The organism is Streptomyces sp. NPDC052052 (assembly GCF_040680455.1).
Lineage (GTDB): Bacteria > Actinomycetota > Actinomycetes > Streptomycetales > Streptomycetaceae > Streptomyces.
Map to the genome: position 1 here is coordinate 74,434 of NZ_JBFAWU010000016.1, position 24,271 is coordinate 98,704.

Sequence of the window (24,271 nt, forward strand, 5' to 3'; positions counted from 1 at the left end):
CGCCGCTCACCCGCCACGCCGTGCGACGGCCGGGATCCGGTAGGTGCCGTCGAGAATCTCCGGCCCCGGTTCATGGAGTGCGAGCACCGCCCGGAAGTCCCCTTCGGGCACGGGCAGCCAGTTCGCCGCCGCGGCCGGGTCGTCCGGCCGCTCCCGCTGGAGGTGGATCGTCAGCGAACCGTCCTCGCCGTACACGAGGCCCGGGGTACGGTCCCCGATCGACCAGCGCCCGGCCGCGCCGCCCGTCGGGCGGGAGTCCCGCGTGCCGTGCACCGTCATGGACCAGAACGCGCCGACCGGAGGCTCCCGCTCGAAGCGGAGCACATGGCGGCGGGCGCCGTTCAGCTGTTCCCCGTCGGCATCGTGGGAGGTCCGGGCGTAGACCGCCTCGTAACCGTGGCTCCCCCACAACCGGCTCCATGCCGCCACGGCCCTGACCCGGTAGGAGGCCTCGCGGTCCGCGACCCGCCACTGCGGGGAGTCGATGGTCCCGACGCCGTACCGGTCGAGGTTGTAGTCGAAGAGGTGCGGATCCACCTGCCACCCCCCGCCCGCCTCGGCCGGCCGGCCCGTTCCGGCAGGGCCACCCGTTCCGGCGAGGCCGTCCGTCCCGGCGGGGCGGCTCGCCTCCTCCGCCCACGCCCTGCCGCGTGCCAGCCCCTCTCCCAGCGCGTGCGCGAGGGCGGGTCCGGCGGACACGTACGGCGACGGCCCCTCCTCCAGCAGCCACAGCGGCTGGAACCGGTCCTGATACGCCTGGTCGGCCGCGGACGACGGAAAATCGGCCGCCCAGACCCTCAGCTGCTCGAAGAACCTCAGCGACTCGGGAACGTCGGGGTCGGGTACCGGTAGCCCCGTGCGATGGGCGCCCGGTTCGAGGTACGCCAGGGAGAGCCGGGCCTGAAGCCCGCGGACCCGCCTCAGGTCACCCGGCCCGTTCAGGGCGAAGCGGCCGACGACGGAGACGACGGAGGTCGGTGCGTCGATCACCCCCCGCACCCCGTCGGGCACCCCGCCCGACCAGCCGGGCGGGACGACGAGCCAGTCGCCCTCCTCGGTGCCGGTGGCGCGGTGTCCGACGTACGCGAAGTTGTTGGTCCAGGCGTCCACGAACTGCAGCACGTAGTACGCACCGCCCGTGTCCGGAACATGGAGCAGGACCGGCCCTCCGGAGAGGTCGAGCTGGGCGATCGAGCAGGCCGTGTCGCTGCCCACGGACACGAAGTCCCGATCCGGGGTGACCGGCCCCTCGGAGTGCGTGAAGTGGTTGAAGGGGGCAGGCGGCAGCGCGCCGAAGCCCGTCTGCATGAAGTCCTCGACCGCCGACAGACTGCGGACCAGCGGACAGCCGTAGACGTATGCCTCGACGGCCAGCGCGACCAGTTCTTCCGTGTTGTCCTTCAGCACCGCAGCCCCTTCACACACGCGCCTGCTCGCTCTTTCCTCTCGCCCGGGACGGCGGAACCGGCCCGTGGACGGACGGGTTCAGATGACCGCCTTGGAGGGCTCCGCGCACAGCGCCCAGATCACGAATGAGTCGATGGCGATGGAGATGATCGCCCAGATCGGCTGATACGGCAGCCAGGCGAAGTTGATGACCACGCTGATGGCGGCGATCACCACACCGGTGACCCGGGCCCAGACGGCGCCCCTGAGGATGCCCCAGCCGACGATCCCGAGCACGATCCCGAGGCAGAGGTGGATCCATCCCCATGTGGTCACGTCGAACTTGAACGTGTAGTTCCTGATGCGCGCGTACACGTCGTCGCTGGCGATACCGGCGATGCCCTTGATCACTCCGAGGACGCCGTCGACGAGCAGCAGCACACCGGCGAACATGATTCCACCGGCCGCCCAGGGATTGATGTCCTCGGGCGCGGTGGAACGGGCAGGGCCGGACGCGGGGGCTGAATGTGCCATGGGAACTCCTGGACGGCCGGAACGGGTATGCACGACAGAACCGACCCTGCGCGGGACACCCCGGCCCGACCACCCGTACGCACCCGCGCGGGTCATACCCCGAACGGCCCACCGGGCTGGGGCGTTCGCACCCAGGGGCCGGGCCCCGTTCCGGTACGCCGTCTCCTCTACGCCGCCTCCGGCGCACCAGGTACGACCCGATGCGACCGCACCGGGCCGTACCTGGTGCCGCGATCGGCACTAGACTGACGCACGCCCGAAATGCCCCGATCCATGGAGGTGTGCGGCATGGCCAAGCGCGGCAACAAGCGACGCGCCCGCAAGAAGAAGAACGCCAACCACGGCAAGCGCCCCAACGCCTGAGCAGGCCGAGCAGACATCCGCGGGACGCCCCCGCCCGGTCGGCGACGCGCCCGCACCACCGGCCCGTCCTGCGCGCTCACGAACCACGCCCCCTGTTCCGGGCGCATCCGGAACAGGGGGCGTGCGCATGCGTCCGGGCTCAGTCGTCGCCCTGGTCCTCGTCCTCGGCCGGGTGCCGGACCACGCGCTTCAGCTCCCGCTCGATCTCGTACCGGGGCTGCCCGGTCGCCTCGGCATGGGCGGTGATCGCCGCCTGCACCCGTTGGGCGGTCTCCACGGTCAGCCGGTTCTCCTGCTGCTCAGTCCAGGCCGCCCGCTCAAGTTCGATCAGTTCATCTGTCAGTTCGATTGCCACGGGCCGGATCGTATGAACGTCCACTGCCGATCGGCGGACGACGCGCGGCCGGCTCCCGGCACACCACCCGTCCGCACCCCCCACCCGTCGACCGGCGCGAATCACTGGTCCGAGGGCCATGCAACGCTGCCCCGGAGCGCGACGGCCACCGCGAGCAAGCCACCCCCTCGGTGCCTCCAGTCGCTCGTACTGCTCGATCGGGTGCGCATCGCGTGCAGGTTCCAGCCCGGGTCTCCAGGCTTGGCCTCATCATGCGTCTCCCGTGGAGGTGAAAGAACATGCCGACCTACGTCGCCTTGCTGAACTGGACCGATCAAGGGGTCCAAAACTACAAGGACACCCCAAAGCGCGCCGAGGCCTTCGGGGCAGCACTACAGAAGCTCGGGGCTCAGCTCCTGAACATCTACTGGACCGTCGGTCCGTACGACCTCGTGGTCGTCGTCGAGGCACCCGACGAAGAAACGGCCACGGCAACACTCCTGCAGCTGGGAGCGGTGGGCAACGTCCGTTCCACGACTCTGCGGGCCTTCGGCCCGGAGGAGATGGGTCGCATCATCGCCAAGGCTGCTGGCTGACGACCCAGGTCCTCCAGAACGCCCAGCGCAAGGCAGTGAGCCACCAGCCACCTGGACCTTGACGACCTGCTCAAGCGGCGTCCCGGCCGTGAGTGACCACACCCATGACCGACCGCACCCATCCAAAGGTCCCGATCTTCACGGAGGGCAGGACGACGGGGATCAATCGAGAGCGCCTCGTCAGAACGCTGACGTTCTGGCTGCGGCCTGCCTTCGCGTTGCGGGTCATCAACCGGTTCCAGAAGATCGTGGGTTTCGACCGCTCGATGGCCCTGGCGTCCAGCGCCTTGACGGCATTGGTCCCGCTCTCCGTCCTCCTTGGCGCCGTCCTGAGCAACCTCGTGCACTACGACGCCGCAGAGCGCATCGTCAGGCGCTACAACCTCACCGGAGCAGGCGCCACGGCAGTCAGCTCGCTGTTCTCTCCTGCCGAAGCGACCAGCGCAGGCGTGGGCATCCTCGGGGTCGTGTTTCTGACGATCTCGGTGCTGAGCTTCGCCCGAGCCGCCCAGCGACTCTTCGAGCAGACGTGGGACCTCAGGCCCCTCAGTGTGCGCAACACGCGCAACGGCTTGTGGTGGATCCTCACCCTCGGTGGCTACGCGGCGGTCACCACGCTGCTCTCCGCGCTCCGCGGCGGGGCCGTGCTGGTTCTGGCGGCCTTCGTGTGTGAGGTGCTGGTGGCCGCCGCATTCCTCGTCTGGACCGGCCGGATCCTGTCGGCGAAGCGGATCAGCCGGCCGGACCTGCTCCCCTTCGGCGTCACCGGCGCCGTCCTGACGACGGCCTACTCCGTGGGCGCAACCCTCTACATGCCGCGTCTCTTCAACTCCTCCGCGGCACGCTACGGAGTGGTCGGTGCTGTCTTCGCGATGATCTCCGCCCTCTTCGCAGCCATGCTGATCGTGGTTGCGGCGGCGGCACTGGGCCGAGAAGTAGGAGACGAACTCAGCCGGATCCGCCAAGGCCACCGTCCTTCCGACCATGAGGTCCGCCAGGAGTGGGACAGCGTGGTCGAGCAGACGCGGTCACGGTGGCGCACAGCACGGGAACAGGTCTCTCATCGTCGGATCAAGGGCTCGAACGATTGACGGTTACGGTCAGCCACCGCCCGAGACGAGGCCTCTCCCCCGCCGTATTCGCGTAGGAACGATCAAGGCCGGGGCTCCCGGTTCCGTACCGGTGGCCTGGGCGCAGGGCCCGAAGCCTGGGGGCTCAACCCCTGCTCCGGAAGCCGCACCCACAAAGATCCTGGGGACATACGGCAGACGAGGACGATCCCCTGGTGGAAAGGTTCCATCACGACTGCACCTACGTCGCCGTCTCCTGTGGACCGCCTCCCTAGGCGGCCGCGAACCAGGAGCGGCCCCGGGCCCCAGCGACTCGCCCAACCCGTGAAGCCAGGGGTGCCGGACCGGTGCGCAGTCCGTCGCAGATCTCCGCCACGAACGCGCGGTACGGCTCCGGGAACACGATGCCGTGCGCCGCCTCGAAGGACCGCACTGCTTCCCAGCCGGCCGGCGACGCCGCCTCGGGGTGGGGCGCGAAGATCTCGCGGAAGGCGGCCCGTTCGGCCGGGTCACATGGTTCCGTATTCATGCCGGTCATCACGCAAGACCCTAAAGAGACGGCCCAGCACACTACGCCGCCGAAGTCAGCCGACGCACCACACTGCACCACTCGATCCACGAACCCGGAGCGACACCATGAGATTCGACCACCACCGCGTCGTCATCACAGCCGCCGGCCGCGACTTCGGGCGAACCCTGGCGATCCGGCTCGCGGACCTCGGAGCCGAGGTCTTCCTCTCCGCTCGCAGTCTCGATGCCGCCGAACGTGTCCGTGACGAGATTCGCGGCCGTGGCCATCAGCGGACACACGCCTTCGCCTGCGACCTGACGGACCCTGCTTCGATCCGCGACTTCGCCTCCGGCGTCGCGCGACACACGGACCGTGTCGACCTCCTCATCAACAACGGCTCCCGCTGGCTCGAAGGGCCGGACCTGCTGTCCGCAACGGACACCGATGTCATCGACACCATCGCCTCCGGTGCCACCGGCACGGTCCTGACCGTGAAGAACTTCCTCCCGCTCCTGCTCAACTCGGACAAGCCGGACGTCGTGACGATGGTCTCCGCCTGCGGAACAGCGGGCCACGACCGCTCGGACGCCCACGACGCCTTCTACACAGCCAAGAGCGCCCAGGCAGGATTCACCGAGATCCTCTCCAAGCGTCTGCGCCCTCAGGGAGTCCGCGTGATGTCGCTCTACCCACCCGACTTCGACAACGCCGACCCGCTCTCCGAGGAGTGGGAAACCACCCCACGCGGGCCCCAGGACACCCTCACCTCGCACTCGCTCGTGGAGTGCATCCTCTTCGCAGTCGCCCAGCCCCGCGACTGCTTCATCAAGGCGTTCCACTTCGAACAGGTCTGACCGACGCCCACACGCGGCGGCTGATGCCGGTCCGAAGACACCCCACGACTCCGGACCGCAGGCATGTCGAAGGCCCCCAACCGTGATCGGTTGGGAGCCTTCGCACTGGTGGGCGCGGACGGTTTCGAATCGCCGACATCTGCTTGGTAAGTTCGACCGGAGGTGCCCAAGCGCCCCGGCGAACTCGGCCACGACTGCCGTCCAGGTCTCTCCAAGGCCGCCGTAGTACAACGACGTTGATGTCAGGAGTGGATGTCAGCTCACGGGTTCGGCATCTGCTCGTCGGCGGCCCTGCGCGGTCGTGACACAGCCGTCGCGGCGCGCCTGTCGTTTGCATGCTTCTGCTCGATCGAGGCTCGCAGCTCCTCAGGGGTCGGCCATGGTGCGCGCCGGTGGATCATGCGGTGACAGTTGGCGCAGATGAGGGCAAGATCGCTGAGCTTGGTGCGGCCTTCGCCGGCCTCATGGAGAGGAACCACGTGGTGGCACTCGATGTAGCCTCTTCCGCGGTCGCCGTAGACCCGCTCAAAGTCGAATCCACACGCCTCGCACGCAAGTTGACGCCCTTGACGCTGCACCGCATCGATCTTCCTCTTGCGCAGACCTTTGTTCCGCTCGCGACTCCGGTGGCGGCCCAGCAGCAAGCGGCCTTCAGGGGCGCTGAAGTCTTCCTCCTCTTCGGCCCCCGGGGACAGGTCCTGAAATTCACCCGCGGTTAGGCCATGCCGGATCCGCTGGGCCACCTCCGCCATCTCGGCTGGCCTGGCAAGGAAGTCGTTCATGACTTCCGCATCCAGCATGTTGCCGTTCGTGGGTTTCCCGCGGTAGTCCGGGTGCTGGCATGTGATGTCAACCGTTTTGCGGGCAACGCCGTTGGGGTTCCGAAATAGCTCATTGCGTAGTTCTTCAGGATGGATCGGCATGGTTTGCAGGAGCGCAGACAGCTCGACCACACGTGGGTCGTTGAACTCCAGCCGCTTCCACCCGTTAGCCATGGCCAGGTCGCAGGCGAGGATGATCTCGTCGCGAGTCCAGTCGGGGCTCCGAGACGAGCGGATTACGAACCCGAGTCGGGCGAGCCACCTGGCAGCGTGCGACCTTCCCCCACTCAGCTCGTCCGGCCTCAGCACTCGACCTTGATCAAACTTGTGAGCCACGCCAGCGATGGCCTTGGAGTCGTACGTCTGCCCCTCGTGTACGAGGAGGTACCCGGTCGCCGGCTTGTATCCGTACTTGGATAAGAATTTTTCGCGCCCCAAGCCGTCGTACTCAGCTACGGCCTTGAGGACACCATCCCGGCTGATCGCACCCTTACGCATGGCGGAATCGTACGTGTGGCAATGACCTTCATGAGCCGGGGTTGAACAGAAGTCGAGGCCCCCGCCATGTAGTCGGGGGCCTCATCCCTACCAGGTCGACCGTGAAGGAGCAGCAAGGTCGGTCAATTGGCCATAGCCTTCGGCTGCTCGTTCGCCGGAGTGCGGCGTAAACCGTCACCGTCCGAGCTTGTAGATGTCAGGCGCTGGTGTCAGCCCGCCAAGAGGGTGTTGTGTTTTGCCTGCACCTCGGAGGGAGCGAGGACCGCAGCGAGCCCCGCGAACAGATGAGCAATCACGATAGCGATCACAGGGACCACCTCCCCTTCGAGCCAGACAGCCAGCATGAACAGGCATGTAGGTGTGAAGAGATGCAACGCAACTTCTCGGATCCAAGGTACCCAACTGCGGCCTGCGATTCCGCCTTTGCATCGCCCCGACATCGGATGACTCCGAGAGGCCGGCAAAGCGCAACACCGTCCCTGCGACTCTAGCCGAAGTCGCTCTGCTCGGACTCACTCACCTGCCGCGGGGTTGGCTCTTCCGACCTGGATGCGGGAAGGGAGTCTGACGCGATTGCCCACTAGGGCCTGGTAGATGTACACAGGATCGATCTCTTCGTTCAGCCCCAGGTCCTTTCGAACCTGCAGGAAGATGCACGCGAGGTCGTAGACCTTGTCCGGGTCGTTCGCGTTGAAACCGCCCGCTGCCTCGATCTTTGCCACGAGGCGAGACACCTCTTCACTGCCATACAGAGACATGCGCACCTTGGCTGACGTCCAGAGGGACGAGGCTGTCCGATGTCGTGACGCAAGCTCTTCTCTACGCTCATCAGGCGCGTTGGACGGGAGTTCGGCCAAGAGATTCTCACTCGTGCCAGCTTCGATGATGGCCTTCCAGCCGTCCAAGAACGCGTCCGTGGCCAACTGCGCGATCCGCTTGCGCTCTTCCAGCTTGCGGTTGGCCCGGGTTGTTATGACCGCCACTGCGATAGCGGAGATAACCGAGAGGCATGCACCGATGATGGCGACGTTCTTCAAGATGTCAAGGATCTGCATGGGGCAGTCATACAGCGCGCCACTGACAGAAGGGCTCGGCATGGTGCCACGCTAACCGCCAGCTCTGCCCCTGCCTCACCTACCACTCACCCCAGCTCCCATCCCGTCCGCCTTCGACCCACACACCGTGGAGCGGGCGTGGTTCAGGGCGTCAAGGTGGAGCGCGCCGCTGCACGAACGACCTTGACGCCCTGGGCCGCGACTGCTCGGCTCTGCCTGGGTCGAAGGTGGCCGGGATGGGAGTCCCACGACGCTCACCACGCCCAAGGGCCGTCGGCGATCCACCGGTTGACCACCGAGGACGTCGAGGCCGACGTCCAGGAAGTACGTCTCCACCTCGGCGACGTCCCCGTCCAGTTGCCTGAGCCCGTCGCCCACCTCGCCCGCACCGTCGTGGCGAACCGCAAGGGCCACGCGACCATCGGCGCCCTGACACCGTCTCGATGGCTCTTCCCCGGCGGACAGCCCGGACGGCCGATCAGCACCACACAGCTGACACAACGCCTCAACCAGCTCGGGATCCGCCCCAACCAGGCCCGAAGCACCGCGCTCTTCCAACTCGCCACCGAGATCCCCGCCGCGATCCTCGCCCGCACCCTGGGCATCCACACCGACGTCGCCGTCGCCTGGCAGCGACTCTCCGCAGGTGACTGGGCCACCTACGCCGCCGAGACAGCCAGCGAGCCCCCCGCTCGCTCCAGCAAGGAAAAGACGTACCTGACCTCCGGTGATCAGTGCGGCACGACCGGCGGACTGCCCAGTTCGTTGATGAGGCGCCGGTATGTTTCGAAGGCTGCCTTGGGGGTGTAGTCGTCGCGCAGCAGGCCGAAGCGGTGGAAGAGCCCCTCGGCGGTGCTGTCGGCGTCTCGCAGGGCAAAGAACGAGTATCCGTCGATGTTCAAGTCGGCGGAGAGGCCGGCCACGGTCCGCACCACGGTTTCGAGGACCGCGGCCTGCTGCTGCTCGCTGCGGTCCGGGCCGGTGGGCCAGCCGTTCTCGCAGATGCGGATCGCGACGCTCCCGGGGATGCCGGCGCTCTGAAGGTCGGTGCGCCGGAATGCGGTGAGGACCGCAGCGACCGCTTCCGCCAACTGCTCAGCGGCGATGGGACGGAACACGTCCGGGAAGAAGTCCAGTCCGACGTAGTCCAGGCTCTGCCGGAAGCGGTCGTCGGCCAGGGCCCCGAGCTCGGACCAGAAGGTGTCGGCCGGGTTGAAGGTCGGCACGGCGTTGAAACCGACCGCCACACTGCGACCCAGGGCCCGGGCCTCCTGCTTGGCCGCGACAACCCCCTCAATGAGCGCATGCAGAACGTTGGGAATGCTGCCGTCGACCACGGGCAGGTCGGCGTTGGGCTCTTCGCAGATCTGGACGGATGCCAGGTTCGACCCACCGGTGCGGACGGCCTGGCGGACGAACTCCCGCCACCCCTCCAACTCGCCGGTCGGCTCACGGAACTGCAGCACGAGGTCCAGCTTGCGGCCCCGTTGGAGATACGTCGCGGGATCGGCGGGCGTGGGCGGTTCCAGCGGCGTCACGGTCGTGGCGAACGAGTGGTAGGCACGCACCGACAGGCTGGCCGTGTCGCCTTGGAGCGTGTCAAGCGCCTCGGTGATGCGGTCCGGCACATCCGGGCGGACCGGGTGGACGATTCCCTGGTCGTCGCCCAGGATCCCGCCGGGATAGATACCGAAGTGCAAAGTCATGCTTACCCCACCCCAGAAATCTTGGCGTCACTGCAAATTTGTGGTGACACTATCATCTGAGCATGGGCCTTCGAGAGACCAAGAAGCAGCAGACCCGCACGGCGATCGCCGACGCAGCCCTGCCCCTCTTCCTGGAGCACGGCTTCGACCAGGTCACGGTCGCTGAGGTGGCACGACACGCAGGTGTCTCCACCAACACCGTGTTCAACTACTTCCCCACCAAGGAAGATCTCTTCTTCGATCGCCAGGCAGAAGTAGAGGGCCATCTCGCCACACTGGTACGCAACCGTGCACCCAACGCCTGCCCAGTGGAGACCATCCGCGACGACCTGCTGACCGCCCTGCGGCACTCAGAACCGGCACTTGGGCTGCACCCCGACGCGCCCCGGTTCTGGCAGGTCATCCACGACAGCACCGCACTGCGCGCACGCGAACGCGAGATCAGCGAACGCGCCGAGGCCGAGCTGGCGACCGCCCTGGCCGAACACCCGCCGAAAACCTCCGCCAGATGGAACCAGGGCAACCACTCGATGTTCAGACTCCTCGCAGGGGCCATCGCCGGCACCCACCGGGCCGCCTTGCATGAACTGCGACAACGCATCTTGTCCGGCGAGCCACCCACCAACGCCCGCGACAGCGTCGCCACAGCGGCAGTCCAGACATTCAACCTGCTCTGCTCCGGACTCCACACCGACGCCCACCAGACGTCGCAGGAGCTACAGCTCCCTCAGTAACCCTGCAGCCCAGCCGAGGCATTCAGACAGTTCCAATACCCGACGTCACCATTACACGTCGTCCAGGACACGCAGCGCGAGGCGGTGAGTCACCTCGACCGCATGCTGAAGCGGCAGCGTCCCGACCGTGGGTGATCGCGCCCGTTGATGTCAGAAGTAGATGTCAAAGGCCCCCAACCATGATCGGTTGGGGGCCTTTGCACTGGTGGGCGCGGACGGTTTCGAACCGCCGACATCTGCTTTGTAAGAGCAGCGCTCTACCCCTGAGCTACGCACCCGTGGATGAAGCAACAGCGTACATGGCCTACCGCCCCCGGTCACAAACGGTGCCTCACTGCAGACGGACCGGCAGAGAGCCGGGACGGCAGAGGCCGGTGCGCGGGCGTACCTCGGGGCCGGTGCCGGGGCGCGCCTCGGGAGCGCGGCGGGGGCGCACCTCGGGGGCGGGCACGGCGTGATGGCGGCCTCCGCGGAGGCGGGGCCGCAGCGGACTGTGACCGAGTCGTGGCCCGGAGCGCGAACTGATCGGACCGTGTGTTCGTCGTTACGTGATGGGAGAATGTACCGGGCAGGGCGGAACGGCACGGGAGAGGGATGTGACGGCGACACACGCGCGGCCGCGGGCGAGAGCGGGTGGGAATTCCGCCGTCAGGGATGTCACGGATGTTCTCGCGCTGATGCTGCTGCCGGTGCCGCTCTTCGCTGCCGTGGTGCAGGGCGCGTTCGCCGGTGGCGGTACGCGGCGCTGGTTCGGCGGGCGCGGGGAGAGTCAGCGCGCCGAGGCGCAGGCCGCGAAGGACGCCGCCGCTGCCGCCTTCTACGAGCTGGACACGGCCCAGCGCGATCTGCGGATCTCGATCGAGACGATCACCGCGGTGGACAGTTCGCCGGCCGCGCGCAAGGCCGTGGACGATTTCGCCGCTCTCGGGCGGCGGATCGACGAGGCCAGTCATGTGTACATCAGCGCGGTCGACGCCCATGACCTGGACCGGGACGAGCTGGAGTCGGCCGTCGCGTCCCGCGCCCGGGCCGAGCTGGCCGCGGCCAAGGACGAGTTGGTGCGGGTCAAGGGCGAGCTGGACCGGTTCGCGCGGGGCCTCGGGCCGCTGCTGAGCAGTGCGGAGACGCAGCTCGCGCGGCTCGCGCCGGCCGTGGAGCGGGCCCGGCAGGCGCTCCTCGGTGCGAGCAATGCTCTCGATGCGGTGCGGGCGTCCGGACTGCGAGCGGACGATCTCGCAGCGCGGTTGGCGGCCCTCGCCCCCGAGCTGACCAAGCTCAATCAGGGCGCCGGCCGGCACGGCGTCCCGGAGACCCTGCAGCGTGCCGACCGGGTGCTGCGGGACGCCGAGGCGGTGCGGACCGAGGCGGTACGGCTGCCGGAGCGGGCCGCCGAGATCGACCGCCGGCTGGTGTCGCTCCGTACCCGCGCCCAGGCGCTGACGACCCGGGCGGGCTCCGTGGAGCCGGTGCTGAGCGAACTGCGGCGGCGTTTCTCGGCAGCGTGCTGGCAGGACCTCCAACCCGTTCCCGAGCAGGCGGCGGTCCATGTGCGTCAGGCCGAGGAGAAGCTGAAGGAAGCCGCCCAGGCGCGGGACGAGCAGCGGTGGGCCGATGCGACCTCCCGGCTGAGCACGGTGCGCGCGCTGCTGAACACCACGGACGAGGCGGTGTCGGCAGCCGGTGACCGGCTGCAGCGGCTGAACGAGGTGGCCAAGGACCCGCAGCAGGAGATCCAGCGGACCCGGTTCGCCGTCCGGGACGCCCAGCGCCTGGCCATGGACGGACGCAACACCCCCGAGCCCCGTCACGCCCGCCCGCTGGACGATGCCGTGGCCCGGCTGGAGCGTGCCATCGCCGGTCTGGAGGGGCGCCACCCGGACTACTGGCACTTCCTGGCCGAGACCGAAGCGGTACGGCAGACAGCCGCGCGCGTGGTCTCCGAGATCCGTGAGGAGCGCGGGGCGGGCGCGTGAGCGGGCGTGCCCGGGAACGCATGCGCGGATGGCGCGGAGGCCGTGTGCTCCGGGCCCTTGTGATGAGGTGCGTGGGTACGGGCGTGGGCGGATCCTGGTAGTACGCCGAAGGAGACCGCCATGGCCACCCATGCAGCGCCCACCGCCGGACGGCGGAGCCCCCGTCGCACAGTCACCCGGCTCGACAAACATCTGCCGGTCGACTTCCGGCTCAACCGTGTCTACCGTGTCGGAGCGGGACTGATGGGGCTCGTGCTGCTGGCCTTCGGGATCCTGGGGCTGATCAACGAGATCGGCTTCTTCAGCACGGGCGGGGCGACCGTCGCGGGTCTCAACACCAATGGCGCCCTCAGCGTCCTGTCCATCTGCGTCGGCCTGCTGCTGTTCATCGGCATGGTGATCGGCGGCAACTTCGCCTCGACGCTCAACATGATCCTGGGCATCGCGTTCATCCTCAGTGGCTTCATCAATCTCGCGCTGCTCGGGACCGCCTACAACTTCCTCGCCTTCCACCTGCAGAACGTGCTGTTCAGCTTTGTGGTGGGTCTGATGCTGATGGTCTTCGGGATGTACGGGCGGGTCACCGGCGGTCTACCGCACGACAACCCGTACTGGCGCACCCGCCACCCCGAGGAGGCCGCGCAGGAGATGTTGGTGAACCGGAAGGCTACGACGCCGCCGATGCCGGTCGTCCGACGCAAGTGACCCGTCACGGCGGCGTGCTCCGCATCCCGGGCCGCCCGCGCCCGTTCCATGATCCGTGAACCGTGCTCCACGCATCCCGGGTCGCCCGCCGTGTCCGTATCCGTGCCTGTGTCCCCGCCGGGTGGCGCCGGATAGCCTGGGGTCATGCCTCGTTACGAGTACCGCTGCCGCTCCTGCGGAGACACCTTCGAACTCAGCCGCCCGATGGCCCAGTCCTCGGATCCGGCCTCCTGCCCCGCCGGGCACGCCGACACCGTGAAGCTGCTGTCCACCGTGGCCGTGGGCGGGTCGTCGGCCGGGTCCACCGCCCCGGCATCCGGCGCCGGCGGAGGCGGGGGCGGCTGCTGCGGCGGGGGCTGCTGCGGCTGAGAACGGGCCGCGGGAGTACCGAGTGGTGCGGGCGGCCGTGAAGAACGGCGGCCCGCACACCAACAGCACCGGCAGCCCGCTCGCTCCTACCGTCTGCGGGACAGTGTCAGGCCGTCCGCCACGGTGAGCAGCACGCTGTCCATGCGCGGGTCGTCGGCCACGTGGTCGTTGAACTCCTTGATCGCCGCCGCTCCGCCGGTCGCCCGCGGGTCGGTCACCCCACCGTGGAACAGCACGTTGTCCGCGACGACGAGCCCGCCCTGCCGCATGCGCGGGACCAGCTCCTCCCCGTACGGGATGTAGTTGTCCCTGCCACGGACACGCGGCCCTGCGGATCGGTCCCCACGGACACACGGCGGTGATCCGTGTCAGCAGGCCCGTCCCGGGTTCGTGCCCCGCAGGGAGCCCTCGTCCGAGGCCCGGAGGAAGTGCCCCAGGATCTCCTCGCCCGCGGCCACTCCGCGCGCGGCCGTCACGGCGACGTGGGGTGCGTTCCAGCCGGTGTCGGCGAGTTCGCCGTGGGCCGGGCGCCAGGCGCGGTCGGCGGCCAGGAGCAGGTCCGCGTCCAGGAGGCTGTCCCCGGCGGCGAGGGTGCGCGTGGCGCCGGTGCGCCGGGCGACCTCCTTCATGGCGGCGCTCTTGGTGAGCGGGCCCGGTACGGCGTAGATCTTGCGGCCCTGGAGGGAGACCGTCCAGCCGCGGGTCCCGGCCCACTCCCCCAGCTCCTCGACCCAGTCCTCGGGCAGCAGCGCGCGTTCGACGACGAGATAGGCGAAGAGGTCCTCGGCCACCCGTTCCTTGAGCAGCCAGGCGGGGTCGGCCGCGGCCAGGAGGTGGGCGCGGACCTCGGCGAGCGGCGCGCATTCGTCGGCGAGCCTGCGGGACACCTGGGTCTGCCAGTCGGGGTCGGACTCGCCGTCCACCAGGAGGTGTCCGCCGTTGGCACAGATCGCGAACCGCGGTGCGGGGCCGGGGAATCGGATGCGTTCGTACTGTTCACGGCTGCGGGTGGTCGTGGGGACGAAGACCGCGGTGCGGGCGAGTTCGTCCAGGAGGGTCGCCGCCGTCTCGGTCATGAAGGAGAGCGGCTTGTTGCGGTAGACCTCCACGCAGAGCAGCCGGGGGGCCGCGGCGTCCGGCATGAGGAGCTGGAGCGCTGCCGTCGAGTAGATCAGGGTGCGGTCGAGGTCGCTGGCGACCAGGGTCACGGGGCCGTCCGGGGCGGTCGGGGTGCCGGGGGCGGTGCCCCGGCTCTCGGGTGTGGTCGGGGTGGTTCGGGGGGAGGTGGTGGCCGGGGTGGTCGGGGCGGCCGGGGTGGTCACTGCGATGCCACCGCCCTGCCGTCCGCGCCTGTCGCACCTCTGGTGTATTTCGGGTGGATCAAGCCGACGCAGCTGTAAGGGAGTTCATCGATCTCCTCGACCGGTACGCCGCGCTGCTCGGCCAGCAGGCGGATGTGTTCGAGGTCGGCGCCCGCACCGCGCTTGGCGAGGATCTTCCACGGGACGCGGCGCAGCAGTACCCGGGTCGTCTCCCCGACGCCGGGCTTGACCAGGTTCACATCGTGGATGCCGTACTCCTCACTGATGCGTTCCACCGCGGCCCAGCCCTCCCAGGTGGGTGCGCGGTCGGCCGCGAGCAGTTTCGCGGTCTCGGCGTCGACGGCGTCGACGACCTCGTCGAAGCGGTCCGTGACGGTGTCGAGGAAGTGGCCGGACACGTCGGCGTCCGCGAGTTCCCGGTAGAACTTCGCGCCGTGGAAGTCGTGCGGGCCGACCAGGTCGGGGCGCAGGACGGTCCGTGAGATCAGCCCGGACACGGTCGAGTTGAGGCAGGCGGACGGGATGAGGAAGTCCTCGCGGGTGCCGTAGGTGCGGACGCAGCCGCCCGGATCCGCCAGGACCGCGATGTCGGGGTCGAACCCGTCGAAACCGGCGAGCGCGGCGGACAGTTCGCGGGTGATCGCCCCCTTGCCCGTCCAGCCGTCGACGAAGACCACATCCGCCGGATCATGGTGGTCGGCCAGCCAGCGCAGGGCGTTGGCGTCGATGCCGCGGCCCCGCACGATGGAGACGGCGTAGTGCGGCAGATCGATTCCGTGCCGGTGCCGGGCCCAGCGGCGCATGAGTACGCCGACCGGGGTGCCGGCCCTGGCGAGCGAGACCAGTACGGGGCGCGGGGTGCGTTCGGCGAGGACCGTCTCGGTGACGGTGCCGACGGCGCGGGCGACCCGCTCGGCCGACAGGTCCAGTGCGGCCTTGAACAGGCTCTGGTACTCGTCGGAGGGCTGGTACTCGACCGGCAGCGACTCGGCGTAGTGCGCTCCGCCGCTCTGTATCGCCTCCTCGCGCTCCTCGGTGGGTGCCTCCAGTTCGATGTCCGAGAGGTCCTGGAGCAGCCAGCCGACCTCGTCCGGTGCGTAGGAGGAGAAAGCGGGGCCGCGGAGGGGTTCGGGCAGCATGGGGAGTTCCTGCCGTTCGGTGACGTGCGAGGGGAGGCTCGGCGGGACGTGCGGGGTGCGGGCGGTCGAGGGGACCGACGGGACGTACGAGGGGACGACCGCGAGCAGGACGTGGGCGGTGTGGGCCGCCAGTTGTGCCAGCAGCCCTTCGGGAGCGTGGAGTTCGGGGGTGTCGGCGGTGGAGTCGACGGTCACGACCACGGCGTCGAATCCGGCGCCCGCGACGTTGTAGGCGTACCGTTCGCCGGGCCCGTCGGCCGGGTCGTCATGGGCCGGGAAGACCAGGCGGCTGCGTATCGCGTAGCCGGGGTCGTCCACGGCGAGGACGGGGGAACGGGTGGTCGTCGAGTAGCGCACCTCGGCGTCGGTGAGGTCCTCCAGGGCCGTGCCCAGGCGCAGGGGGGCGTACATCAGCTCCTCGAAGCCGAGGACCAGGACGCGGCGGGCGTCGCCCAGTGCCGCGGCGATGCGTTGGGCCATGGCCGGGAGGGCAGGCTCCAGGGCGGCCCGGTGGGCGGGGGTGAAGCCGTGCCGTCCGCCGTCGGGTACGCCGGCGGGCCACCGGAGGTCGACCCGGGTGACGGCCGGACGCGGGGACCCGACGGCCGTCTCCGGTGCGGCGGGGCCGGTCTCCTCGTGTGCGGCGACCAGGGCCTGGCCCTTCTCCAGGACGCCTTCCGGGAGGGTGACCGTGCCCGAGCCCAACGCCACCAGGTCGACGCGCGCGCCGATCTCCGCGGCGAACTCGGCCAGCCGTCCGTGGTCGGCGGGCGAGCGCATGTCGACCAGCGCGACGACGACGTACCGGCTCCGGGGGTAGCGGTCGTGCAGGGTGCGGATGGTGTTGAGGACGGTGTTGCCGGTGGAGAACTCGTCGTCCACCAGCACCAGGGGCGCGTCGGCGGAGACGGCGGTCCCGTCCGCGCGGCCGGTCCGCCCGGTGTCCGCCGGGACGCGCTGCCCCGCCAGCAGGTCCGGGTCCTCCGGGAGCAGCAGGTGCGAGGTCGCGTGCGAGTGCGACTCCTCGAATCCTCCTGCCCGGTGCACGCCGTCGACGGGGCGGCGTGTGGAGTGGAGGTACGGCGCCACGCCGAGCCCGTCGGCGACCGCGTGGCCGAGGCCGGTGGCGGTCTCCGCGTAACCGAGCACGACCGCCCGGTGTGCCTCGGCGTCGCCGAGGAGGGCGCGCACCCGGCGGCCCAGCTCGACTCCGACGCCGTAGACCACGGAGGGCTTCTGCGGGACATGCTTGCCGAGCACGTTCGACACGAGGAGGTGGGCCCGCTTCGGGTTGCGGCGCAGGGCGAGCCCCAGCAGTTCCTTCAGCTCACCGGCGCCGCCGGGCCCGCCGTCGCCGACGAGCTCGACACCCAGTCGCTCCGCCACCCAGTCGCCCGACCACACCACGTCCGCCGTCTCTTTCCCTGCCGCGCGTCCGCTCATCGGCCCACGCTCGTACCGCGGCGCGTGTCTGCTCCGCGGGGCCCGCTCGCCGTTGCCTGTTGCGGCACTGGGTGGGGTGCGCTCACTCGGCGACTCCCGCGGCCAGCAGATCCACGAAGCCGACGTCCTCCTTCGCCACGCCGAAGACCTCGGCCCGCTGCAGGGTCCGTTCGGCCCAGGCGCGGTGCGGTTTCACTTCGTTCATCTTGTTCGTGTACGCGGAGCGCAGGACGCCGCCCCCGTCGCGTTCCGGTCGCAGGATGTCCTGTGCGTCGCTGAACTCCTCGTGGCTGACCACGGACAGCGCGTGCACAGGTGCGACGTGCGAGGGATGGATGCAGGTCTTGCCGAGCAGCCCGTTGGCCCGGTCGAGCTCGATCTCGCGCAGCAGGCCGTCCAGGTCGTGCTCGATCAGCGTCGTACGCAGGTCCTCGGCCCGGCCCTCCAGGAAGGGGCTGCGGCGCAGCTGCGGTTTGAACATGCGTTCCTGGAGCCGGAAGTACTCCCACACCGGGCCGGTGATGGTGAAGCCGGTGCCGTTCGCCCGGCCCAGCACATTGACCACGTCGGCTATGACGGCGCCGACGATCTGTACGTCGTAGGCCGTCATGTCAGGTGCCCTGCGCAGGCCGTAGGCCGAGCAGAAGTCGGTGACGCCGAGTCGCAGTGCGAGTACCCGGTCCCGGTACGTGTCGACGGTGCGCGCGATCTTCCGGAGTGTTTCCCCGCGGGTCTCCAGGTGCAGCAGTTCGGGCGATTCGAGCACGGGCATCGCGAACAGCCGCCGCCCACATGCCTTTTCGGCCACGGTGAGCGCCTCCATGAAGGGCACACCGCGCTCTTCGGTGAACTTCGGGAGTACGAATCCGGACAACAGCCGGACCGTGCCACGGAGGCGGTTCACCAGGTCGGTGATCTGGCCCGGCTCCCGGACCCTGATGAAGAGCAGGGGTGTCTCGCAGCCGCGCGCATCGAGGTCGGCGAACTGCCTCACCAGGTTCTCCTCGGCGTCGGCCACCTCGGAGTCGTGGATCGAATCCTCCAGGCACAGCACCATCGAGACGACTCCGCGCCCGGCCTGTTTGACGACGTCGTCGGCGAGTCTCGGCCTGGTGGCGGGGCTGTAGAGGGTCGCGCCCAGAGCGGCCGAAAGTGTCCGGGCCGGAGCGTCCCCGTCGAATTCACACGGCTCCTGGACGAACAGATTCTTCCGCACAGCGGGCGCAACATGCCCGAAATGACGCATTTCTTTCCCCCTCACTACCTGCCCGAGCGGACACCTGTATGGCCGGTAATAGTACGTACGATCGGGTGCCAACAGTTCCCCACGTGCATGAACTCCGGGTAACTCGTCCATTTCCCGACGGGTCCACACACTGTGGACGCCGAGGTTCCGGCATGCCGTCGAGACATTCGTCACGACCCCGCGTTGTCCGCGCAGGCGGCCAGCAGGCAGGATGACGGGCATGACGCACGCGATGACGAAGGGCTCGAACGTCGCTCTGGGCGCCGCGGCCGTGCGGGCCGTACTGCGCTGGACCCCGGGCGCCGGGGTTCCCGATGTGGACGCCTCGGCCCTGCTGCTCGGAGCCGGCGGCCGCGTGCGCTCGGACGAGGACTTCGTCTTCTACAACCAGCCCCGCCACCCCTCCGGCCTGGTGCGACGGCTGCCCAAGCGCAGTGTGCCCGAGGGGCTCACGGACAGCATCGAGGCCGACCTCATGGCGCTCGACCCCTCGGTCGAGCAGGTGGTCATCGCCGCGTCCTCCGACGAAGCGACCTTCGCCCAGGTCCGCGATCTGCGGATCCTGCTGTACGACGTGGCAGCGGCGGACCAGGGCCCGCTCGTCGTCTTCGACGTGAAGCCCGAGACGGGCGAGGAGACCGCCATCATCTGCGGCGAGCTCTACCGGCGCGGCGATGGCTGGAAATTCCGGGCCGTGGGCCAGGGGTACCCGACCGGTCTGGTGGGCTTGGCGACCGCCTTCGGCATCTCCGTGGACGAGGCCGAGGCCGAGGCGGAACCCGGGCCGGCCCCCTCGCCGGTGACCGGCCCGGCTCCTGTGGCGGCGGCTGCCGCGTTTCCGCCACCCGCGTCCCCGCCACCCGTGTTTCCGCCCTCCCCGGCCCCCGGCCCCGACGCACAGGTCACGGTCCAGCACCACCAGCAGCCCGCGTACGGCTACCCGCAGCCCGCGGGGATCCAGCCGGCTCCGCAGCCCGTTCCCCAGCCCGCACACGGCTATCCGCAGCCGCCCGCGGCCCAGCCGGCCTACGGCTACCCGCAGCCTGCCGCCGCTGCGGCACCCGCCCCCGACCCGAACTTCGTACTGCCTCCCCAGGGGCCGCAGTTCATCCGCACCTGAGAACGGGGCCTGAGAACGGGGCCTGAGGACGGGCCCTGCGGAAGGGCCCTGAGGACGGGCCCTGAGGGCTGCGAACCGCCGTCCGGGCACCGCCCGTTCAGGCCCGGGACTTGTAGCCCCGCCCCCACTGCAGGCCCCAGCCGTACAGCCGGTCCAGCTCCGACTGGAACCCGTACACGAACTTCACCTCGCGCCGCACGATGAGGTCGCCCGCGACGTTCTCCAGCGTGAACACCGCGCAGGAGCGGGCCTGCGGGGCCCGCTCGTCGAGTTCGATCTCGATCCGCGGGCCGTTGCCGGGGTAGAGCGTCACCTTGGCGTGCGTGCGGTCGAAGGCCGGGGTCTGGTCGTAGATGTAGACGAAGAACAGCAACCGCTTGATCTGGTCGCGCTGGTCGAGGTTGACGTAGACGGTCTCGCCCGACGGCGCCCCGAAGCGGTCGTCCCCGCTGAGCCGGATGTACGGCGGGCCGTTCAGGTCGCCGATGAGGTTGCCCAACGGCTGGACCACGCCCTTGGTGCCGTCGGTCAGCTCGTACATGCAGCCCAGGTCCAGGTCCACGTTGACCATGCCCTGGGTGTGCGCCTGCACCACATCGGGCTGGAAGAGCTGCATGGGCCGCAGCAGCCGCCCACTCTGCCGCGATCTGCCCTCGATGTCGGACGTCCGCATCCGCCAGGAGAGATTGACCCGCAGACTGCCGGTCAGCGCGCCCTGCTTGGTCAGTGAGACCGTGGCACGCCGCTTGGAGAGCATGATCGAGTTGGTCGCGGCGTTGCCCGACTCGAACTGTGCCTCCCGCCTCGGCCACAGGCTGTCCCAGAACGCCATCCCCAACCCCCACACGTATCGGTACGTACACCGGCCCCGCACACGTCACAGCGGGGCGTCCGCCGGGCCGGATCCGGGTGTTCCCGGAGAACCGCCGCCGTTCGGACCGCCCCGCTGAGAGCGTTCCTCAATACCTACCGGGTCACACCCCGGACGGGACTTCCGCCTTGGAACCGGCGTCGTCGCCGCCCGCGGCCTCCAGCGCCTTGTTGCGCCGGACCGAGGACCAGAAGGACCAGGCGATCAGCACGACGCCGACGAGGCCGGTGATGATCTCGTTGATCTCGTACTGGATGGTGACGAGGAGGATGACGGCCAGTGCGCCGATGGCGTAGTGGGCGCCGTGCTCCAGGTAGACGTAGTCGTCGAGGGTGCCCTGACGGACCAGGTAGACCGTGAGCGAACGGACGTACATGGCACCGATACCGAGGCCGAGGGCCATCAGCACGATCTCGTTGGTGATGGCGAAGGCGCCGATGACACCGTCGAACGAGAAGGACGCGTCGAGCACTTCCAGGTAGAGGAACATGAAGAACGCGGCCTTGCCGGCGAGCGCGATCGCCGGAACCTTCTTGCCGGTCCGCTTGGCCTCCTCCTCGGCCTCGTGCTCCCGCTCCTCGTCCTCCTCCAGCTTGTTCTCGAAGAAGCCCGAGAGACCGCCCACGATGAGGTAGGTGATCAGACCCGCGACTCCGGCGAGCAGGACCGTCTCCGTCTTGTCCGCGTGGCCGCCGCCGTGCTGGTGCGCGTTGGTCGCGAAGGTCATGGCCGAGATCAGCAGCACGACCAGCGCGATGCAGACCGACAGCATGTCGACCTTGCCGAGCTTGGCGAGCGGGCGCTCGATCCAGCGCAGCCACTGGATGTCACGCTCCTCGAAGATGAAGTCGAGGAAGATCATCAACAGGAACATGCCACCGAAGGCGGCGATCGCCGGGTGGGCGTCCGTGACCAGTTCCTGGTAGCGGTCGGGTTCGTTGAAGGAAAGATTGACCGCGTCGATCGGGCCGATCTTGGCAGTGATGGCCACGATCACGACGGGGAACACCAGTCGCATACCGAAGACCGCGATGAGCACGCCGACCGTGAGGAAGATCTTCTGCCAGAAGGCATTCATCTTCTTCAGGATTCCGGCGTTGACCACCGCGTTGTCGAAGGACAGCGAGATCTCCAGGATGGAGAGGATCGCCACCACTCCGAAGGCCTGCCACCCCCCGTAGAACAACGCTGCGACCAGGCCGAGCGCGGTGATCACGAATGACCATCCGAAGGTTTTCAGAAGCACTGGCTACCCCATCGTGTGTGTAACGGGTCTCCCCCGGTTGGGGCTCCCCCGCGCAGTGCGCGGTTTTACGAAACGTTGACCCCAAAGTCTAGAGCGATGCCCCGCAAACCCGATGCGTACCCCTGTCCCACCGCACGGAACTTCCACTCGCCGTTGTACCGATAGAGCTCGCCGAAGATCATCGCGGTTTCGGTCGAGGCGTCCTCGGTGAGGTCGTAACGGGCGAGCTCCTGGCCGTCCGCCTGGTTCACCACGCGGATGAACGCATTGCTGACCTGGCCGAAGGTCTGCCCCCGGTTGTCCGCCTCATGGATCGAGACCGGAAAAATGATCTTGTCGCAGTGCGGCGGTACCTGGGTGAGATTCACGATGATCGACTCGTCGTCGCCCTCGCCCTCACCCGTGAGGTTGTCGCCGGTGTGCTCCACGGAGCCGTCGGGGCTCGTGAGGTTGTTGTAAAACACGAACCATTCGTCGCCGAGCACCCGGCCCGACTGGCACAGCAGCGCGCTGGCGTCGAGATCGAAGTCGGCGCCCGTGGTGGATCGTGCGTCCCAGCCGAGTCCGACCAGTACCTGGGTGAGGTTGGGTGCGGCCTTGGAGAGGGAGACATTGCCTCCCTTGGCGAGCGTGACGCCCATGGTGTGTCCTCCCCGATTCGATGAACTGTCTGCCGGGCTGCCGAGCCGTTGAGGCGTCGAGCCCGTCGGCCCGTCCGGCGGCCGGCCCTCCGGCCGCCGGACGGGTTTTCGAGCGCGTCCGGCGCCGCACGGGGGGTGCGGCGCCGGACGGGTACTGCTGGGGCATGCCCCGGCCGCACTGCTAGTGCCGCGGCAGGCAACGTTTGCCCGTGAAGGAGCGGCGTCCGGTGCGTGCTCTCGGCATGCCGCCCGGAAGTCCTACTGGACGTACTTGGGCTTTCGGCCGGTGCGGCGAGAGGGTGTGCCGGGCGTCGCGACGGGGCAAACGTTGCCTGTTGCGGCACTAAGGCCAGGTCACGCCTTCTCAGACGTTGACGCCGAAGTCCTGCGCGATGCCGCGCAGCCCCGAGGCGTAGCCCTGGCCGATGGCCCGGAACTTCCACTCGCTCCCGTTGCGGTACAGCTCGCCGAAGACCATGGCGGTCTCCGTCGAGGCGTCCTCGCTCAGGTCGTAGCGCGCCAGCTCGCTGTTGTCGGCCTGGTTGACCACGCGGATGTACGCGTTGCGCACCTGGCCGAAGCTCTGCTGGCGGCTCTCGGCCTCGTAGATCGAGACCGGGAAGACGATCTTGTCGACGTCGGCCGGGACGGCGGCAAGGTTCACCTTGATCATCTCGTCGTCGCCCTCGCCCTCACCGGTGAGGTTGTCACCGGTGTGCTCGACGGAACCGTCGGGGCTCTTGAGGTTGTTGAAGAAGACGAAGTTGCCGTCGCTGCTGACCTTGCCCTGGGCGTTCGTCAGCAGGGCGCTGGCGTCCAGGTCGAAGTCGCCACCGGTGGTGGTACGGGCATCCCAGCCCAGACCGACGATGACCGCGCTCAGGTTGGGTGCGGCCTTGGTCAGCGAGACGTTGCCGCCCTTGCTGAGGCTGACTCCCACGAGTCCTCCCATGTGGTTTCTTTGGGGGCCGGCTGACGCCGGCGCCTCCACGTTGCGTTGGCATCCGATGAACGACTGGATCCTAGTGACCGGTTCCCGGTCAAAGCAGGCTTTTGGCCGGGACGCCCGCAGATCCGGTGGCTCCGGATCAGAGCGTGTCGAGCGCCTTGAGGTAGTCGTTGAGGTCGCGGGCGTCCGGCAGACCGTTGACGACGGTCCAGCGCACCACACCCTCCTTGTCGATGATGAAGGTGCCGCGCACCGCGCAGCCCTTCTCCTCGTCGAAGACGCCGTACGCCCGCGAGGTCGCGCCGTGCGGCCAGAAGTCCGAGACCAGCGGGTATTCGAGGCCCTCCTGCTCGGCGAAGACCCGCAGGGTGTGGATGGAGTCGTTGGAGACCGCGAGCAGCTGGGTGTCGTCGTTCTCGAACTTCGGCAGTTCGTCGCGGAGCGCGCAGAGCTCACCCGTGCAGACGCCGGTGAAGGCGAACGGGTAGAACAGCAGCACGACGTTCTTCTCGCCACGGAAGTCGGAGAGCTTCACGGTCCGGCCGTGGTTGTCCTTCAGCTCGAAATCCGGGGCCTGGGTGCCGACCTCGATCGCCATGAGACGCGTCCCTTCACTACGTACACCGGGCTGGGCTGTCCGGGTGACCCCCACCCTACGCAGAGCAGGCACCGGGCCAAGCGGCGCCCGCGCGGCGCCGCCCGCGGGAAACGCGTCGGCCCCGCGAGGACCGGGTCCCGCGCGCGAAGAAGGCCTCCGACGTGCCGTCGGAGGCCTTCAAGGCGCG

Annotated in this window: 23 protein-coding genes, 1 tRNA gene and 2 pseudogenes; 9 read left to right on the plus strand and 17 right to left on the minus strand. The window is 68.9% G+C overall.

The genetic code is table 11. The features are described 5' to 3' along the window. Positions 1–6: 6 nt before the first annotated feature. From AB0L71_RS20295 to AB0L71_RS20305, 3 genes are all read right to left on the minus strand, one after another. Positions 7–1,404, minus strand: coding sequence for a DUF1254 domain-containing protein (locus AB0L71_RS20295; protein ID WP_365244869.1), 1,398 nt, complete (start codon positions 1,402–1,404; stop codon positions 7–9). Positions 1,405–1,485: 81 nt separating this feature from the next. Continuing rightward, positions 1,486–1,920, minus strand: a complete 435-nt coding sequence (locus tag AB0L71_RS20300) for a hypothetical protein (protein WP_365244573.1) — start codon at positions 1,918–1,920, stop codon at positions 1,486–1,488. A 502-nt stretch (positions 1,921–2,422) separates the two neighbouring features. Continuing rightward, on the minus strand, positions 2,423–2,638 hold the full coding sequence (locus tag AB0L71_RS20305) for a hypothetical protein (RefSeq protein ID WP_365244576.1): 216 nt from the start codon (positions 2,636–2,638) through the stop codon (positions 2,423–2,425). 278 nt (positions 2,639–2,916) lie between these two features. On the opposite strand from AB0L71_RS20305, the gene AB0L71_RS20310 reads away from it, so the two are divergent. Further along, positions 2,917–3,213: a GYD domain-containing protein gene (locus AB0L71_RS20310; protein WP_365244579.1), complete on the plus strand. Its 297-nt coding sequence runs from the start codon at positions 2,917–2,919 to the stop codon at positions 3,211–3,213. 104 nt (positions 3,214–3,317) lie between these two features. Beyond that, positions 3,318–4,304 carry a hypothetical protein gene (locus AB0L71_RS20315; protein WP_365244582.1) on the plus strand — a complete coding sequence of 329 codons (987 nt, stop codon included), beginning with the start codon at positions 3,318–3,320 and terminating at the stop codon, positions 4,302–4,304. A 319-nt stretch (positions 4,305–4,623) separates the two neighbouring features. Here the strand turns inward: AB0L71_RS20315 and AB0L71_RS20320 are convergent. Next, positions 4,624–4,824 (minus strand): annotated as a pseudogene (locus AB0L71_RS20320) (SMI1/KNR4 family protein); the annotation flags it as partial. A 95-nt stretch (positions 4,825–4,919) separates the two neighbouring features. Between AB0L71_RS20320 and AB0L71_RS20325 the strand changes: the two are divergent. Further along, positions 4,920–5,648 (plus strand): SDR family NAD(P)-dependent oxidoreductase, encoded by a 729-nt coding sequence (locus AB0L71_RS20325; RefSeq protein ID WP_365244585.1) that lies wholly within the window; start codon positions 4,920–4,922, stop codon positions 5,646–5,648. Positions 5,649–5,908: 260 nt separating this feature from the next. Here the strand turns inward: AB0L71_RS20325 and AB0L71_RS20330 are convergent, their stop codons facing one another. Both AB0L71_RS20330 and AB0L71_RS20335 read right to left on the minus strand, forming a co-directional pair. Next, the gene (locus AB0L71_RS20330; RefSeq protein WP_365244588.1) at positions 5,909–6,967 is read right to left on the minus strand and encodes an HNH endonuclease; all 1,059 of its coding nucleotides are present in this window, start codon (positions 6,965–6,967) and stop codon (positions 5,909–5,911) included. Positions 6,968–7,479: 512 nt separating this feature from the next. After that, complete coding sequence (locus AB0L71_RS20335) at positions 7,480–8,022, minus strand: hypothetical protein (RefSeq protein WP_365244591.1); 543 nt, start codon at positions 8,020–8,022, stop codon at positions 7,480–7,482. Positions 8,023–8,310: 288 nt separating this feature from the next. Here AB0L71_RS20335 and AB0L71_RS20340 point away from each other — a divergent pair, with 288 nt between their 5' ends. After that, complete coding sequence (locus AB0L71_RS20340) at positions 8,311–8,832, plus strand: hypothetical protein (RefSeq protein ID WP_365244594.1); 522 nt, start codon at positions 8,311–8,313, stop codon at positions 8,830–8,832. Here AB0L71_RS20340 and AB0L71_RS20345 read toward each other — a convergent pair. Beyond that, on the minus strand, positions 8,754–9,728 hold the full coding sequence (locus tag AB0L71_RS20345) for a hypothetical protein (protein WP_365244597.1): 975 nt from the start codon (positions 9,726–9,728) through the stop codon (positions 8,754–8,756). The two genes, AB0L71_RS20340 and AB0L71_RS20345, sit on opposite strands and share 79 nt — an antisense overlap. Before the next feature lie 62 nt (positions 9,729–9,790). On the opposite strand from AB0L71_RS20345, the gene AB0L71_RS20350 reads away from it, so the two are divergent. Continuing rightward, positions 9,791–10,462, plus strand: a complete 672-nt coding sequence (locus tag AB0L71_RS20350; RefSeq protein ID WP_365244600.1) for a helix-turn-helix domain-containing protein — start codon at positions 9,791–9,793, stop codon at positions 10,460–10,462. 203 nt (positions 10,463–10,665) lie between these two features. Here the strand turns inward: AB0L71_RS20350 and AB0L71_RS20355 are convergent. Further along, a tRNA-Val gene (locus tag AB0L71_RS20355) sits at positions 10,666–10,740 on the minus strand. 318 nt (positions 10,741–11,058) lie between these two features. On the opposite strand from AB0L71_RS20355, the gene AB0L71_RS20360 reads away from it, so the two are divergent. The 3 genes from AB0L71_RS20360 (at position 11,059) to AB0L71_RS20370 (ending at position 13,509) form a co-directional block, all read left to right on the plus strand. Beyond that, the gene (locus AB0L71_RS20360; protein WP_365244603.1) at positions 11,059–12,435 is read left to right on the plus strand and encodes a hypothetical protein; all 1,377 of its coding nucleotides are present in this window, start codon (positions 11,059–11,061) and stop codon (positions 12,433–12,435) included. 120 nt (positions 12,436–12,555) lie between these two features. Then, positions 12,556–13,140, plus strand: a complete 585-nt coding sequence (locus AB0L71_RS20365) for a DUF4383 domain-containing protein (RefSeq protein WP_365244606.1) — start codon at positions 12,556–12,558, stop codon at positions 13,138–13,140. 144 nt (positions 13,141–13,284) lie between these two features. Next, complete coding sequence (locus AB0L71_RS20370) at positions 13,285–13,509, plus strand: zinc ribbon domain-containing protein (protein ID WP_365244609.1); 225 nt, start codon at positions 13,285–13,287, stop codon at positions 13,507–13,509. Between the two features lie 86 nt (positions 13,510–13,595). On the opposite strand, the pseudogene AB0L71_RS20375 reads toward AB0L71_RS20370, so the two are convergent. From AB0L71_RS20375 to AB0L71_RS20390, 4 genes and pseudogenes are all read right to left on the minus strand, one after another. Then, positions 13,596–13,811 (minus strand): annotated as a pseudogene (locus tag AB0L71_RS20375) (O-methyltransferase); the annotation flags it as partial. 66 nt (positions 13,812–13,877) lie between these two features. Beyond that, entirely contained in the window at positions 13,878–14,717 is an 840-nt protein-coding gene (locus AB0L71_RS20380; protein ID WP_365244871.1) for an HAD family hydrolase, read from the minus strand. A gap of 110 nt (positions 14,718–14,827) precedes the next feature. Further along, positions 14,828–17,413 (minus strand): phosphoribosyltransferase, encoded by a 2,586-nt coding sequence (locus AB0L71_RS20385; protein WP_365244612.1) that lies wholly within the window; start codon positions 17,411–17,413, stop codon positions 14,828–14,830. Between the two features lie 82 nt (positions 17,414–17,495). Further along, positions 17,496–18,659 carry an HpcH/HpaI aldolase/citrate lyase family protein gene (locus tag AB0L71_RS20390; RefSeq protein WP_365244615.1) on the minus strand — a complete coding sequence of 388 codons (1,164 nt, stop codon included), beginning with the start codon at positions 18,657–18,659 and terminating at the stop codon, positions 17,496–17,498. Between the two features lie 220 nt (positions 18,660–18,879). Between AB0L71_RS20390 and AB0L71_RS20395 the strand changes: the two genes are divergently transcribed. Next, entirely contained in the window at positions 18,880–19,779 is a 900-nt protein-coding gene (locus AB0L71_RS20395) for a TerD family protein (protein ID WP_365244618.1), read from the plus strand. 97 nt (positions 19,780–19,876) lie between these two features. Here AB0L71_RS20395 and AB0L71_RS20400 read toward each other — a convergent pair whose 3' ends face one another. From AB0L71_RS20400 to AB0L71_RS20420, 5 genes are all read right to left on the minus strand, one after another. Then, positions 19,877–20,611, minus strand: a complete 735-nt coding sequence (locus AB0L71_RS20400; RefSeq protein WP_365244621.1) for a Tellurium resistance — start codon at positions 20,609–20,611, stop codon at positions 19,877–19,879. A 142-nt stretch (positions 20,612–20,753) separates the two neighbouring features. Beyond that, positions 20,754–21,896: a DUF475 domain-containing protein gene (locus tag AB0L71_RS20405; protein ID WP_365244624.1), complete on the minus strand. Its 1,143-nt coding sequence runs from the start codon at positions 21,894–21,896 to the stop codon at positions 20,754–20,756. Between the two features lie 65 nt (positions 21,897–21,961). Then, positions 21,962–22,537 (minus strand): TerD family protein, encoded by a 576-nt coding sequence (locus AB0L71_RS20410; RefSeq protein ID WP_365244627.1) that lies wholly within the window; start codon positions 22,535–22,537, stop codon positions 21,962–21,964. 364 nt (positions 22,538–22,901) lie between these two features. Next, positions 22,902–23,477 (minus strand): TerD family protein, encoded by a 576-nt coding sequence (locus AB0L71_RS20415; RefSeq protein ID WP_365244873.1) that lies wholly within the window; start codon positions 23,475–23,477, stop codon positions 22,902–22,904. Between the two features lie 148 nt (positions 23,478–23,625). Next, complete coding sequence (locus AB0L71_RS20420) at positions 23,626–24,084, minus strand: peroxiredoxin (RefSeq protein WP_365244630.1); 459 nt, start codon at positions 24,082–24,084, stop codon at positions 23,626–23,628. Between the last annotated feature and the right edge of the window lie 187 nt (positions 24,085–24,271).